This window comes from Paenibacillus sp. LHD-38 (assembly GCF_031157315.1).
Classification (GTDB): Bacteria; Bacillota; Bacilli; order Paenibacillales; family Paenibacillaceae; genus Pristimantibacillus.
The window spans coordinates 228,443-242,000 of record NZ_JAVIFU010000003.1 but is presented as its reverse complement, the minus strand read 5'-3'; the positions used below and the strand labels follow the sequence as shown (position 1 = coordinate 242,000).

General features: G+C 44.6%; 16 protein-coding genes. 14 read left to right on the top strand and 2 right to left on the bottom strand.

Going from position 1 to position 13,558, the window contains the following annotated elements; genetic code table 11:
• From RCO25_RS04565 to RCO25_RS04520, 10 genes are all read left to right on the top strand, one after another.
• Positions 1–648: a peptidylprolyl isomerase gene (locus RCO25_RS04565; RefSeq protein ID WP_308994945.1), complete on the top strand. Its 648-nt coding sequence runs from the start codon at positions 1–3 to the stop codon at positions 646–648.
• A 224-nt stretch (positions 649–872) separates the two neighbouring features.
• Positions 873–1,430, top strand: coding sequence for a ribonuclease FAU-1 family protein (locus RCO25_RS04560; protein ID WP_308994944.1), 558 nt, complete (start codon positions 873–875; stop codon positions 1,428–1,430).
• Complete coding sequence (locus tag RCO25_RS04555) at positions 1,427–2,104, top strand: YdcF family protein (protein WP_308994943.1); 678 nt, start codon at positions 1,427–1,429, stop codon at positions 2,102–2,104. The genes RCO25_RS04560 and RCO25_RS04555 overlap by 4 nt, the downstream gene beginning before the upstream one ends.
• 89 nt (positions 2,105–2,193) lie before the next feature.
• Positions 2,194–3,183, top strand: coding sequence for an AAA family ATPase (locus RCO25_RS04550; protein WP_308994942.1), 990 nt, complete (start codon positions 2,194–2,196; stop codon positions 3,181–3,183).
• Positions 3,184–3,208: 25 nt separating this feature from the next.
• Positions 3,209–4,498 carry a GTPase HflX gene (gene hflX, locus RCO25_RS04545; RefSeq protein WP_308994941.1) on the top strand — a complete coding sequence of 430 codons (1,290 nt, stop codon included), beginning with the start codon at positions 3,209–3,211 and terminating at the stop codon, positions 4,496–4,498.
• Between the two features lie 139 nt (positions 4,499–4,637).
• Positions 4,638–5,930 (top strand): methionine gamma-lyase family protein, encoded by a 1,293-nt coding sequence (locus RCO25_RS04540; protein ID WP_308994940.1) that lies wholly within the window; start codon positions 4,638–4,640, stop codon positions 5,928–5,930.
• Positions 5,931–5,992: 62 nt separating this feature from the next.
• The gene (locus RCO25_RS04535) at positions 5,993–6,403 is read left to right on the top strand and encodes a MerR family transcriptional regulator (protein WP_053376247.1); all 411 of its coding nucleotides are present in this window, start codon (positions 5,993–5,995) and stop codon (positions 6,401–6,403) included.
• 45 nt (positions 6,404–6,448) lie between these two features.
• Positions 6,449–7,777 (top strand): type I glutamate--ammonia ligase, encoded by a 1,329-nt coding sequence (gene glnA / locus RCO25_RS04530; RefSeq protein ID WP_308994939.1) that lies wholly within the window; start codon positions 6,449–6,451, stop codon positions 7,775–7,777.
• Between the two features lie 164 nt (positions 7,778–7,941).
• Positions 7,942–8,571 (top strand): hypothetical protein, encoded by a 630-nt coding sequence (locus RCO25_RS04525; protein WP_308994938.1) that lies wholly within the window; start codon positions 7,942–7,944, stop codon positions 8,569–8,571.
• A gap of 127 nt (positions 8,572–8,698) precedes the next feature.
• Entirely contained in the window at positions 8,699–9,391 is a 693-nt protein-coding gene (locus tag RCO25_RS04520; protein WP_374992057.1) for an NAD-dependent epimerase/dehydratase family protein, read from the top strand.
• 114 nt (positions 9,392–9,505) lie between these two features.
• On the opposite strand, the gene RCO25_RS04515 is transcribed toward RCO25_RS04520, so the two are convergent.
• The gene (locus RCO25_RS04515) at positions 9,506–9,787 is read right to left on the bottom strand and encodes a hypothetical protein (RefSeq protein WP_308994936.1); all 282 of its coding nucleotides are present in this window, start codon (positions 9,785–9,787) and stop codon (positions 9,506–9,508) included.
• A 560-nt stretch (positions 9,788–10,347) separates the two neighbouring features.
• Complete coding sequence (gene lexA / locus RCO25_RS04510) at positions 10,348–10,968, bottom strand: transcriptional repressor LexA (RefSeq protein WP_114378485.1); 621 nt, start codon at positions 10,966–10,968, stop codon at positions 10,348–10,350.
• Between the two features lie 158 nt (positions 10,969–11,126).
• Between lexA and yneA the strand changes: the two genes are divergently transcribed.
• The 4 genes from yneA (at position 11,127) to RCO25_RS04490 (ending at position 13,536) form a co-directional block, all read left to right on the top strand.
• The gene (yneA, locus tag RCO25_RS04505; protein WP_308994935.1) at positions 11,127–11,501 is read left to right on the top strand and encodes a cell division suppressor protein YneA; all 375 of its coding nucleotides are present in this window, start codon (positions 11,127–11,129) and stop codon (positions 11,499–11,501) included.
• A gap of 274 nt (positions 11,502–11,775) precedes the next feature.
• The gene (locus RCO25_RS04500) at positions 11,776–11,967 is read left to right on the top strand and encodes a DUF896 domain-containing protein (protein WP_308994934.1); all 192 of its coding nucleotides are present in this window, start codon (positions 11,776–11,778) and stop codon (positions 11,965–11,967) included.
• A gap of 45 nt (positions 11,968–12,012) precedes the next feature.
• Complete coding sequence (locus RCO25_RS04495) at positions 12,013–13,002, top strand: aldo/keto reductase (RefSeq protein ID WP_308994933.1); 990 nt, start codon at positions 12,013–12,015, stop codon at positions 13,000–13,002.
• A 21-nt stretch (positions 13,003–13,023) separates the two neighbouring features.
• Entirely contained in the window at positions 13,024–13,536 is a 513-nt protein-coding gene (locus tag RCO25_RS04490; protein WP_308994932.1) for a hypothetical protein, read from the top strand.
• Positions 13,537–13,558: the final 22 nt, after the last annotated feature.

Below are 13,558 nucleotides of genomic sequence, written 5' to 3'. Positions count from 1 at the left end.
ATGACAGAAAGAAGGACAGCACAAACCATTTCTCTATTGATTCTGGTCGCAGTCATTATGCTGCTAGCAGGCTGCGGCAAGAATGGATCGGGAGTGAGTGGCGGGAATAGTGCACAAGCTTTTGCCAAGACGATGAACTGGGACAAGATGCCTGATATGCAAATTGATCTGGACAAATCGTATGTGGCCAAGTTTCAAACGACAAAAGGCGAATTTTCGGTAAAACTGTTTGCGGACGAAGCTCCAGTCACCGTTAATAATTTCGTTTTTCTGGCCCGGGAAGGTTTTTATGAAGGACTCACCTTTCATAATATGATTGAGGACTTCATGATCCAAACCGGTGATCCGAAGGGGAATGGGACTGGCACGCCAGGGTATTCCATACCTGATGAGCTCAGCACGGAAATGAAATACGAAGAAGGCATTGTAGCCATGGCTAATGCCAGCAAACCCAATTCGGGTGGCAGCCAGTTTTTTATTTGCACGGGGCCTGACGCGGAAAACTTGAACCGAGAGCCAAATTATTCGATTTTCGGCAAGGTGGAGAGCGGCATGGATATCGTGCAGGCCATCGCAAAGACTCCGATGAAAAATAACCTGCCATCTGAGAAAATCATCATCAACTCGATTGAAATTTTAGAGAAATAAAGAAGAATACCGCCCTCTGGGGTGGTATTCTTTTTATTTTCCAGCATAGAGCTTGGTTTATTTTGTCTGTCAGCTGGAGATGGACGTTAAGATATGGTAATCTTTTTTTATAGGTAAATTTCAACTGTCGTTGATGTATGGCACACACAGTTAAATCAAAGCCGAGAAGAGCGGTGCAGGTTTCATGCAAGCTTTTCCCAATTGAACGGAAAGGTACGTTCCGTATGAAGAGAAAATTTTCAGACCGCGCCAACTGGCGGCGTATCTTGCGCAAAAGCTATTCATGCCTAGCGCTTGACGGCGAGGAGTTCAAAGGCCTCGTTACGTTTTATCGGATTCATGAATTGCGTGAGCCGTTATGGAAGGAATATAACGGACGGAAACTATGTTTGGCTGATCGCGGATACTTGTGGATGCAGCATTTTCCAAGAGGCGAGCATTTTGTCGTCACGACGATGTTCGATGATAAGGGACGCGTCGTCCAATGGTATATCGATGTATGCAAAACACAAGGCTTAACCGATCAGCAGGTGCCTTGGTTCGATGATCTATATTTAGATGTCGTTGTGCTGCCTAGCGGGGAAGTATTCCTTATGGATGAAGATGAGCTGGAGGATGCGCTTAGATCAGGTGACGTCAACGGCAAAGATGTAGCATTAGCCCGCAAAACGGCAGGGAAATTACTTTCAAGCATTCGAAATGGGCGTTTCCGGTATTTTACGCTGAGTCTCAAACATCGGAAAAGCTTACTTGAGCGAACTGGGGAATTAAGCGAATCATGAATACGGCAACAGGTAGGAGGAGCAGCTCACGTAAACGATCAAGAAAAAGGCGTCCGTGGCTGCTTTTGTTTCGTGTTGTTGCCTGGATCATATGTGCAGGCGTGTTTTGGTGCGGATATTTATTATGGTTAATTAATGGCTACCAGACAGATAAGCCTCTGATTAAATCAGATGCGGGTATTGTGCTCGGAGCTGCTTTATGGAATGATTTGCCCAGTCCGGCGCTGAAAGAACGGTTGGAATTCGCTTTAAAGCTATATGAAGAAGGCATAGTGGACAAGCTGATTTTGTCAGGCGGTCTGGATGCGAACGGAGCAACAAAAACGGAAGCAGAGGGTATGCGCGACTATCTTATTGAAAAAGGTATATCGGCTGACAAGCTGTTGCTAGAGGAAAAATCAACCAGCACGTATGAGAACCTAGCTTTTAGCAAAAAGATAGCAGAGCAGAACAAGCTGGGGACGCTTCTTGTCATCACGCATGATTATCATGCAGCGAGAGCAAAGGAGATCGCAAAAAAGCTTGATTTTTCGCCGCTGCAGGTGGCCGCTACAAAATCCAAAGTGCTGAATCCCGTATACAACGAGTCCCGTGAAGTACTGGCATTCACCAAATGGAAGCTTGATTCGCTTCTCCATACTTTTGGATTTCCTCCTTCGGATTCGTCGCTGTAAATCTGCTAATATGCAGCTGCAAGGTAGAATAAACTTGTAGTGCGGTCAGCCGCTACAGCTTTCGATGCAAAGGATAGGTGATGCGACAGATGAGTGGACACGTCATATCGGGACCCGGAAATGGCTCCGCAAGGCCTTCCCGTCAAATTAATGTGGTCCTTAGAAGCCAAGAAACATTTCAGACAGGTGCATCGGCTCATGCACTGGAGGCGGATCCGCTTCCCGCTGTGAAGCCGCTGCCTAGCGTGGATCATTATGCCGATATTCAAAAAGAACTAGAGCCGATGATCGGCATGGAAAACGTGAAATCACTTGTTTATGAAATATACGCGCTGCTATATATTAGCCGAATGCGTTCGGAAGCAGGATTATTTGGCGGCTCTCATGTGTATCATATGATTTTTAAGGGTAATCCCGGTACGGGGAAAACGACCATTGCACGCATTGTAGCGAAGCTCTTCCAAAAGATGGGCGTACTGACAAAGGGACATTTGATCGAGGTGGAGCGTGCGGATCTTGTAGGCGAATATATCGGGCATACTGCTCAGAAGACGCGGGATCTCGTGCGAAAAGCCATTGGAGGCGTCCTATTTGTTGACGAGGCCTACAGCCTTGCGCGCGGGGGAGAGAAGGATTTCGGGAAGGAAGCTATCGATACGCTCGTTAAAGCCATGGAAGATCACAAAAACCAATTTGTGCTCATTCTTGCCGGCTATCCTGCAGAAATCGATGATTTTTTGCTGACTAACCCAGGGCTTCCCTCACGCTTCCCGATCCAGATCGAGTTTCCGGATTATTCGGTGGATCAATTAATTCAAATTAGCGAGCTGATGGCTAAGGACCGCGACTATATTTTGATGCCTCAGACCGTATTTAAATTAAGGCAGCATCTTATGCAGGAGAAGCAAAGCACGATGTTTTCATTTAGCAATGCCAGATATGTTAGAAATTCGATTGAAAAGGCGATTAGGTATCAAGCCGTTCGTCTGCTAACGCATTATGCAAGCTCGGTTCCCGCAAAGCAGGAGTTAATGACGATCAGGCCAGAGGATTTGAAGTGGGACACGAAGCCAATATAATGCTGGTGCTTAGAAGGAGTATGTGATGAGCGAAAAAACATTCGATACGAATCCCAACATGATTGAGAAAGCGATTTTGATCAGTCTAGTCACTTCAAATGATAAACGTAAAGGCGGAGACCCGGAAATGTCTCTTCAAGAGCTTGTGCAGCTCACGGAGACCGCAGGCGTCGAAGTGCTTACGACCATTACACAAAACAAAGAAACCGTCGATTCCAAGTGGTTTATCGGTAAGGGCAAGGTGCAGGAAGTTAAAGCTTTGGCTGATGAGCTGGGTGCCACGACTGCCATTTTCGATCAAGAGCTTTCGGGTGCCCAGGTTCGTAACCTTGAAGAATCACTGGATTTGAAAATCGTTGACCGCACGCAGCTGATTCTTGATATTTTCGCCGGGCGAGCTAAAACCCGTGAAGGAATTATTCAAGTCGAGCTTGCTCAGCTAAGCTACCTGTTGCCGCGTTTGTCAGGCCAAAGCAAAAACCTTTCCAGATTAGGCGGAGGAATCGGAACGCGCGGTCCGGGCGAAACAAAGCTCGAGACGGATCGCCGTCACATCCGTGATCGGATATTTGATCTCAAAACGGTGCTTGAAGAGGTTGTCCGTCACAGGAAGCTTCATCGTGAGCGCCGTAAGAAGTCAGGCGTGACGCAAGTCGCTTTGGTCGGATATACGAATGCAGGCAAGTCTACGCTGCTTCGCGAGTTGACGAATGCCGATGTCTATGTCGAAAATCAATTGTTCGCTACCCTTGATCCAACTTCTAGAACGCTTGAGCTGCCAAACGGCAGAGAAATCGTACTGACCGATACGGTAGGCTTTATTCAAAACCTGCCCACGGATCTTGTAGCTGCTTTCCGCGCAACATTAGAAGAGGTATGCGAGGCTGACCTCGTGCTCCATGTCATTGACAGCAGTTCTCCAATGCGCGACGAGCAAATTAAAGTCGTTAATAAGATTATGGGCGATCTTGGCGCATCCGATAAACCTTTTATCAAGGTTTATAATAAAAAAGACATCTGCATAAATAACGGTTCATTAGCGGATATGCCCATAACAAGCGGAGATAATTTGGTTATCAGCGCATATGATTCGGATGATCTTGAGCTTCTAAAGCAAACGGTTCAGGATAAGCTAAGCGGAGATGTTCTGACTTTTAACGTCCCTGCCGAACGCGGTGACCTGATCGCGTTAGCCTATCGCAGCGGCGAGGTAATCAGCCAAGAAGTGACGGAAGAATCACTGCGGCTCACTGTCCAAGTCAGCAAGCAAGAGTATGAGCAGCATGGACATCGGTTGAAGCAATATATCGAATAGTTGGTTACATATGCTTTCAAAGCAGTTTTGCTACGCAAAACTTAAGTTCATGCTTACGAAGTAGTTTTGCTACGCAAAACTTAAGATATTGCTTACGAAGTAGTTTTGCTATGCAAAACTTTAAGGAGAAGATAACGAAATGAACAGGCAACACGATAATCAGAAGCTGTGGGAGCATCTCGAACATGTGGCTGAGCAGTCCGAGATGCTTGCTGCAGAAGCTTTCCGCAGTGTAGATAAAATAGCTGAACGTAATCAGTGGAAGGTTATTGAAGCGTTTCAGCGCCATAAAGTAAGCGATTTTCATTTTACTGGCTCAACGGGTTATGGCTATAATGATCGCGGACGTGAAATACTTGATCTTGTGTATGCGGATGTCATGGGTGCAGAGGCAGCAATCGTTAGACCGCATTTCGTATCTGGCACACATACAATCAGCTGCGCATTGTTCGGTGTCCTTCGGCCTGGCGATGAGCTGCTTTATGTTACAGGCAGACCCTATGATACACTGCATAAGGTAATTGGGAAGCCAGGAGACGGGCAAGGCTCCTTGCAAGACTTTGGCATTAAGTATTCTGAGGTGCCGCTTCTTGAGAATGGCGGACTTGATTGGAATCAAATCGAACAAGCGATAAATGTGAAAACTAAGGTTATCGGAATTCAGCGCTCTCGCGGTTATGATTGGAGAGCATCCTTCACGGTCTCTGAAATTGAGGCTATCGTCCAGCGTGTGAAAGCGATTAAGCCGGATGTCATTGTTTTTGTTGACAATTGTTATGGAGAGTTTACGGAGCTGTTAGAGCCGACTCAAGTTGGGGTAGATATAATGGCCGGCTCCTTAATCAAAAACCCTGGAGGCGGATTGGCTGAAACTGGCGGCTATATTGCTGGAAAAGCATTTGCGGTCGAAGCTGCAGCCTATCGTTTGACAGCCCCCGGGATCGGTGGCGAGGTAGGCGCAATGTTAGGCACGCTCAGGCCGATGTTCCAAGGTTTGTTTTTGGCTCCCCATTTAGTTGGACAAGCTATAAAAGGAAGCGTGCTGGCAGCAGCCCTCTTTGAGGAACTTGGATTTGAAACGAAGCCGAGATGGAATGAACCGCGAACCGATCTAATCCAAGCTGTTCGCTTCGGACAAGCGGAGCATTTGATTGCTTTTGTCCAAGGGATACAGCAAGCGGCTGCCGTCGATTCACATGTCGTACCCGAGCCTTGGGATATGCCTGGTTATGAGAATGCTGTCATAATGGCGGCAGGAACGTTCATTCAAGGGGGAAGTCTAGAGCTTTCTGCAGACGCTCCAATACGTGAACCTTACATTGCATATATGCAAGGCGGCCTAACTTACGCTCATGCAAAATATGGGATTCTAACGGCGTTATATCGTCTTGTGGATAGTGGTTTAATTGTGATTAAACCTTACATAACTTGACACATTTGCGTCGGAACGGTTAGAATGAACATATAAATGAACGACTGGAAGGTTGATGCGACATGGCTGATGATATTCGCAGAAATATGGCCTTATTTCCAATCGGCATCGTAATGAAGCTGACGGATTTAACGGCCCGCCAAATCCGGTATTACGAACAGCATGAATTGATCGTACCTGCCAGAACAGCAGGAAACCAGCGGTTATTTTCGTTTAATGACGTAGAACGGCTTTTGGAAATTAAATCATTGATTGAGAAGGGCGTTAATATCGCCGGTATTAAGCAAGTGATGAATCCGGTTTCGAAAGAGTCGGATGATGCAACGATCGTAAGCGAGCAATCGGAAGTTAAGCGTCGCGAGCTATCCGATCAACAGCTTCACCGTTTGCTTAAACAGCAACTGCTCGAGAAAAGACCGGGTCAAGCATCGCTAATCCAAGGACAATTGACTCGTTTCTTAAATAAGCGCTAGTTGAACTATTTCTACCATTGATTCGCAAACTAAGGAGATGATTCTGTGAGTTACACTAAAGAGGATATTAGACGTATTGCACAGGAACAAAATGTTCGTTTTATTCGTTTGCAGTTTACGGATCTGCTTGGAACAATCAAAAACGTAGAGATCCCTGTAAGTCAGCTTGAAAAAGCTCTCGACAACAAAATGATGTTCGATGGTTCATCTATCGAGGGTTATGTACGTATCGAAGAGTCTGACATGTACCTTTACCCTGATCTTGATACTTGGGTTGTTTTCCCATGGGTTACGCAAGATCGCGTTGCCCGTTTGATTTGCGATATTTATATGCCTGACGGTACGCCTTTCGCCGGCGATCCGCGCGGTATTTTGAAACGTGCATTGAAAGAAGCCGAAGATCTTGGCTACTCGGCAATGAATGTCGGTCCTGAACCTGAGTTTTTCTTGTTCAAAACCGATGAACGCGGAGAGCCTACTACGGAGTTAAATGACCAAGGCGGTTATTTCGACTTAGCTCCTATGGATATGGGTGAGAACTGTCGTCGTGAAATCGTTCTGACGCTGGAAGAAATGGGCTTCGAGATCGAAGCGTCTCACCATGAGGTTGCTCCAGGTCAGCATGAGATCGATTTCAAATACGCAGATGCCATTAAAGCTGCAGATCAAATCCAAACGTTCAAGCTAGTCGTTAAGACGGTTGCACGCGAGCATGGCCTGCATGCATCCTTTATGCCGAAACCATTGTTCGGAGTTAACGGCTCCGGTATGCACTGTCACCAATCCTTGTTCAAAGGTGATACGAATGTGTTCTATGACGAGAAGGACAAGCTGGGACTTAGTGCAACTGCACGTCATTACATGGCAGGAATACTGCTCCATGCACGTGCAATGGCTGCCATTACGAACCCAACGATCAATTCTTATAAACGTCTAGTCCCTGGTTATGAAGCACCATGTTATGTTGCATGGTCCGCGAGTAACCGCTCACCAATGATCCGTATTCCGGCTTCACGCGGTCTTAGCACACGCGTAGAGGTACGTAATCCTGACCCGGCGGCTAACCCGTATCTAGCGCTTGCAGTTATGCTTAGAGCTGGTCTTGACGGCATTCAGAACAAGCTGCCATTGCCTGCTCCAACGGACCGGAACATTTACATCATGACTGAGGAAGAACGTCAGGATGCAGGTATTCCGAGCTTGCCGCTCGATTTGAAGGAAGCACTCGATGAAATGCTAAGAAGCGATATCATTTGTGAAGCACTCGGTGATCACGCACTTGCCCATTTCTACGAGCTGAAAGAAATCGAATGGGATATGTACCGTACTCAGGTTCACCAATGGGAAAGAGATCAATATTTGACTCTATATTAAGAATATCATCCCTCGACGCGATTAGCGTTGAGGGATTTTTTTTGAGTAAACAACAGTACTACACATTGTTGGTACTATTCGCTTGTCTGTCAAATTGATATATTCAGAGCAGTTAAGAATGACTGCCGGATGAATATAACAACGGGTATCAGGAGATGAGCAGAATGACAATAACAAGCTTAGATAACGAGATAACGGATAGCATATATATTTTACTTACCGATACAGGGACCTTGTTTACTAGACTGATCAAAGGGTTTACGGGCGCCCCTTACAATCATGCTTCGCTTGTATTGGATGAGAATTTAGAAGAAATCTATAGTTTCGGACGAAAGCGTGTAAATAATCCTTTGCATGCCGGGTTTGTGAAGGAGGATGTTTATCAAGGAACATTCCGGCATTTTCCGGAAACTCGCTGCAGGCTGCTGCGGATTGCTGTAACGGAACAGCAAAAAACGGCCTTATTGAAGGTGATTAGCGAATTCGAAAAGGATAAGAATAGGTATCGGTATAATTTAATTGGGCTGATTGGTGTGTTGTTAGAGATGGATTTGCAGCCCGCTCATTCCTATTTCTGCTCGCAGTTTGTTGCCGAGACGCTGAGGTCCAGCGGAATCCAAATGTGGGATCATCCATCAACTTTAGTGACACCGAATGATTTTCTTGTGCATGAGAGCGTTCAAGTTATATATGATGGACCATTATATGAGTATCCAAAGCTAGATCGTCAAAGATTAGGTCAGTTACAAAAACCACATTATCCAACGGTTCTTTTTGGTAAGCGAGCCGTATAGTTCAAATGTAATCGACGTACAATTAAGAATATTGTTTGTTTTTAACCGAATGATCGTTTATTATATGAACATGAGACACGAAGATGAAAGTGGAATTGGGTGATTAAGTATCCTTGACCAAAGCTCATTGACGGGACAAAATGCAAAGAAATTAAATGTAATAATAACAGGAACTACAGGGATGGTTGGGGAAGGCGTGCTGCATGAATGTCTGCTTCATCCGGATATTGAAAAGGTCCTTGTTATCAACCGGAAACCATGCGGAGTCGTTCACAACAAATTAAAAGAGATTGTCCATGCGGATTTCTTTCAAATCGATTCCATTGCTATGCAGTTAACGGGCTACAATGCTTGTTTCTTTTGTCTAGGCGTATCCTCTGTTGGCATGAATGAAGAAAAGTATAATCATCTGACTTATGATCTGACGCTATACATGGCAGGTATTCTTTCAAGCAAAAACCCGGATTTGGTTTTCTGTTATGTATCAGGCAGTGGAACCGATAGTACGGAACGGGGGAAAAGCATGTGGGCTAGAGTGAAAGGGAAAACAGAAAATGCACTGTTACAGCTACCTTTTAAAGGCGCAAATATGTTCCGGCCTGGATACATTCATCCGACCAAAGGTTTAAATAATACACACGGCTACTATTCTGCATTGAAGTGGATGTATCCGATCCTCCGCACCCTATTGCCGAAGCATGTGATTTCATTGAAGGAAATTGGTCTAGCAATGATCCAAGCGGCAAAATCGGGACATGCAAAAACCATTTTGGACAGCAAGATGATTTCTGAAATGGCCAAACAAGCTGATAAAAGTTAGCTTCTTGATGGATTCATTCGGTTCGGTAAGATGCATCTAAGATTTCGAATTGATGGGGGATGTTTAGGCTAAACCTACACATCCCCTCCGGAAACATTGGAATCGATAAGATTTTTAATTTGATTTATTTACAATAATGACGATGTCCGCTATGAAAGCCGCCGCCGTGGAAGCCTCCTGGAGGCCCCCGTGAAAGCCGCCAGGACCTCCTCCAGGGAAGCTGCCTCCGTGAAACCCTCCATACCACCATGGTCCTCCGAAAGAGCCAAAAGGCAAAGGAATAGGGAGTGGAAGCACTTCTGTGTAAGGATAAGGATAGGGATAGGGATAAGGGTACGGATAAGGATAAGAAGGCGGATAGGGATAAAATGGGGGCTGGAGCGGTCCGAATGCCATTACGTTCTCCTCTAATACTTATTTTGATATGATCAGCCTATGCTTATATGGATGCCTATGTAACTTGCCCATCATTATTTACTAGTGCGCTCAAGTGAAGATCAATAATTGTTTACGTTTCGTTAATGATTGTGCGTTTCATCGGAACCGATACGCAAAAAGGCCCGATTTACGGGCCTTTTTTGCGTTTTAGTCGAGAGGCTAATGAGAGAAAGAATGGATAGGGGCTATTATTAGTAGCCGCCGAAACCCATACAGCTGCAAGCAATAATCACCAACAAAATGAAGAGAACCAAAATTGTGCCTGTGTTATTAAAAGCTCCACCAACGTAACCGGACATTTTTCAATGCACCTCCTTACGTGTTGTGTACACAGTATGTTATGCGGGATAATTGTACGTTGATTGGGTGTTTGTCTGGGAGAGGCATTCATCCAGCAGCCTAATTTTAAGGAAAACGATTGGTTGAAAGTTGAAGGGCTTAGCGAACAAAGAAAAGGCTGGATCAAAGACGCATGTGCATCTGATCCAGCCTTTTCTTTAAGTACATTTACAATCCGATTAATGTATGTCGCGGAAAAGTCCAATGACTTTGCCAAGTATCGTTACATTTTGGAGTAAAATCGGCTGCATCGAGGAATTCTCCGGCTGCAGGCGAATATGATTTTTCTCCTTATAGAACGTTTTAACTGTTGCTTCGTCATCCTCTGTCATGGCGACAACGATTTCACCGTTATTTGCCGTTTGCTGTTGCCGAACAATAACGTAATCTCCATCATGAATGCCGGCTTCGATCATACTCTCGCCCATAACATTCAAAATAAAAACGCTGCTGTCTCCGACAAAATGGGAAGGAAGCGGGAAATACTCCTCGATGTTCTCCGTAGCAGTGATAGGCACACCAGCTGTAACCTTGCCCACAATCGGCACCTTAGCTACGGAAAGCGGGATAATGCCATCGACGCCTTCTTGATCTAAGATCTCAATTGCACGGGGTTTCGTAGGATCTCGGCGAATCAGACCTTTCTTCTCCAGGCGGTCAAGATGACCATGAACGGTTGAACTGGATAACAATCCAACAGCTTCGCCGATTTCTCGAACGGAGGGTGGATAGCCTTTCTCCCGGACTTCGTTCTTGATGAATTCAAGAATCGAATGTTGTCGGTTAGAAATCTTCGACACTGCAATCACTCCATTAGTAGGTTTGCAAAAAATTATAACATAGAACCGGAGTTCGTACAAACATAAGTTCTCAAGTACAAAGGTTCGCATTTTTTCATTGACACCAAACGTCTGTTCGTGTAATCTAAAAACAGAACAAACGTTTGGGGTGCTGATAAATGATAACTAGTCCAAGCTTTTATAGAACGATCCATAAGCCGGAAGCAAGCAAAGCAATGAAGTTTTCAAAGGTGATTGTACGCTTAATAAAGCGTCATACGGTTAAGGTTATCGTATGTTCTGCTTTGTTTATCCTATTATTCACGAGCTTTTTAATGATGGGAACAGATGCATCAGGGAACTCTCCTGCAGCAGTAACAAATGATGAGCAGGTTATCACTGTTCGTACTGGAGATACATTATGGGAGATTGCTAGACAATTCACTGACTCCAAGCATGATATAAGATATGTTGTATATCTGATTAAGGATCGGAATGAACTACATTCAGCAGAGATTAAGTCCGGACAGAAGCTTATAATTCCAAATATATAATTTGAATGATGCTTACAATGGCTTGCAAATAACACTATCCTATATGCTTTCTGGAATAAGCGGATTACTAAATCTACTTGCTTCAGAAAGCTTTTTTGCATAAATGACTGATTTGCCTCATTCATTTCATCTCAGAGGATAGAAATTGAATCCAGAGGCTTATTTTCCACGTGAAAAGTATAGGTTTTGAACATGCCTTGCCTTGACAACTGAACGTCGGAAATGTCAAAGTATAGAGTAGTGGTTTTTCATCATGAGAGGAGTAGAGCAAGGTATGGAATTTACGAAAATAATTGAACGGATTAACGAGCTCGCTCGTAAAAATAAATCTGAAGGCTTAACCGATGCGGAAATTGCCGAGAGAGATGAGCTTCGCAAGCAGTATTTAACGAATTTTAAGAACAATTTTCGACAACAGCTCGAAACGATTGAAATTGTGGATGATAAGGATAATATCAAGCATTAATTATTGTCTAAAGACATCATTTAATATCCAAGAAAGGGTGATTAGATGAATTACAAACTATTAGGCAAAAGCGGACTGGCGGTTTCCGAGCTTTGTTTGGGAACGATGACCTTCGGCAACACAACAAGTGAAGAGGATTCGATTGAGATGATCAATCGTTTTGTTGACCGAGGCGGCAATTTTCTGGATACTGCTGACGTATATGTAAGCGGCCGTTCCGAGGAGATCGTCGGGGAAGCGATTAAAAACAATCGCTCTGATATTGTACTGGCAACAAAGGTAAGGATGACCACATCCAAAAATATCAATGGCGTGGGATTATCGCGCAAACATATCATGGATGGTGTTGAAGCCAGCCTTAAACGACTTCAAACCGATTATATTGATTTGTACCAGGTACATGTATGGGATCATGCAACACCAATCGAAGAAACGCTTCGCACGCTTGACGACCTTGTTACCTCAGGCAAGGTTCGCTACATAGGTTGTTCTAATTTTTTTGCATGGCAATTGATGAAATCGTTGGCATGCAGCGATGCAAACCGTTATGTCCGTTTTGTATCCATTCAGCCGCAATACAGCTTAGTAAGCAGACAAATGGACCGAGAAGTGATGTCGCTGTGCTTAGAGGAAAAGGTAGGCATTATTCCATGGGCTCCCATTGGCGGAGGATTTCTTACAGGGCGTTATACCAGAGAAGAACCTAAGGAAGGTCGGATGACTTCGAAGGTAGGCGAGAGCGCCTGGATTAATCGGGCTTCGGATAAAAATTTCGTCATTCTTGATACATTGCTGGAAGCAGCAAATGAGCTTGGTAAAACGCCTGCACAAGTTGCGTTAAGATGGCTGATTCAACGTGAAGGAATTACTTCGCCGATATTCGGTGCCAGCAAATTAGAACAGTTTGAAGATAATATCGGTGCAGTAGGCTGGGAAATGCCAGAAGAAGTCTGGAACCGTTTGGAGCAAGTCAGTGCGCTTCCAGATGATTATCCGAATCGCTTTATCGATAAATTCCGCAGACCGTTTGAATAGGGCTTTTAAATTAGGAGGAGAATGAGCTTGTCACGTTCCTGGGAGCGCAAGGTGCGCAAAAATATGACCGAAATAAATAAACAACGCAAAAAACAAGGCAATGGCCAAATCGTGTTTAACGCCGAGAAATCCGAGAAAATTATTGGACGTAATTACATCGCTCCAATCTTATTGATTTTATTTATCGGAATGTACGTTATTTTGATGCAAAGCTCGTCCCAATTCAAAATGGATACGATGTTTTGGATCACGGTAGGCTGCTATATTTTACTCGCGGTCCTCTTTTTCTTTAGACGCCCGTATATTACGATTGGCAAAGATTTTGTACAATCACGCCGATTGACAGGGGATAAACGCATTCCTGCTTCTGCAATTAAAGGATTTAGCGCGCAAAAGGGTTATGTTATCGTAGAGCAGCACAAAGGCGGTAACTGGGTGTTCTCTAAATTAACGAACCGTTTTCCAACGGAAGAAATTAGCGCGAAGCTGAAAGTGTTTGCGCAAGCAAACGGCATTCCTTTTCAGGAAAAATAAATAAGTAGGAGAGTTCGAACAA

What these genes read in the sequence shown, in the direction of transcription:
- RCO25_RS04540 (WP_308994940.1), top strand. Translation starts at nt 4,638, where the DNA reads ATGAACAGGCAACACGATAATCAGAAGCTGTGGGAGCATCTCGAACAT.
- RCO25_RS04525 (WP_308994938.1), top strand. Translation starts at nt 7,942, where the DNA reads ATGACAATAACAAGCTTAGATAACGAGATAACGGATAGCATATATATT.
- RCO25_RS04565 (WP_308994945.1), top strand. Translation starts at nt 1, where the DNA reads ATGACAGAAAGAAGGACAGCACAAACCATTTCTCTATTGATTCTGGTC.
- RCO25_RS04515 (WP_308994936.1), bottom strand. Translation starts at nt 9,787, where the DNA reads ATGGCATTCGGACCGCTCCAGCCCCCATTTTATCCCTATCCGCCTTCT.
- yneA (WP_308994935.1), top strand. Translation starts at nt 11,127, where the DNA reads ATGATAACTAGTCCAAGCTTTTATAGAACGATCCATAAGCCGGAAGCA.
- RCO25_RS04555 (WP_308994943.1), top strand. Translation starts at nt 1,427, where the DNA reads ATGAATACGGCAACAGGTAGGAGGAGCAGCTCACGTAAACGATCAAGA.
- hflX (WP_308994941.1), top strand. Translation starts at nt 3,209, where the DNA reads ATGAGCGAAAAAACATTCGATACGAATCCCAACATGATTGAGAAAGCG.
- RCO25_RS04535 (WP_053376247.1), top strand. Translation starts at nt 5,993, where the DNA reads ATGGCTGATGATATTCGCAGAAATATGGCCTTATTTCCAATCGGCATC.
- RCO25_RS04550 (WP_308994942.1), top strand. Translation starts at nt 2,194, where the DNA reads ATGAGTGGACACGTCATATCGGGACCCGGAAATGGCTCCGCAAGGCCT.
- RCO25_RS04495 (WP_308994933.1), top strand. Translation starts at nt 12,013, where the DNA reads ATGAATTACAAACTATTAGGCAAAAGCGGACTGGCGGTTTCCGAGCTT.
- RCO25_RS04500 (WP_308994934.1), top strand. Translation starts at nt 11,776, where the DNA reads ATGGAATTTACGAAAATAATTGAACGGATTAACGAGCTCGCTCGTAAA.
- RCO25_RS04560 (WP_308994944.1), top strand. Translation starts at nt 873, where the DNA reads ATGAAGAGAAAATTTTCAGACCGCGCCAACTGGCGGCGTATCTTGCGC.
- RCO25_RS04490 (WP_308994932.1), top strand. Translation starts at nt 13,024, where the DNA reads ATGAGCTTGTCACGTTCCTGGGAGCGCAAGGTGCGCAAAAATATGACC.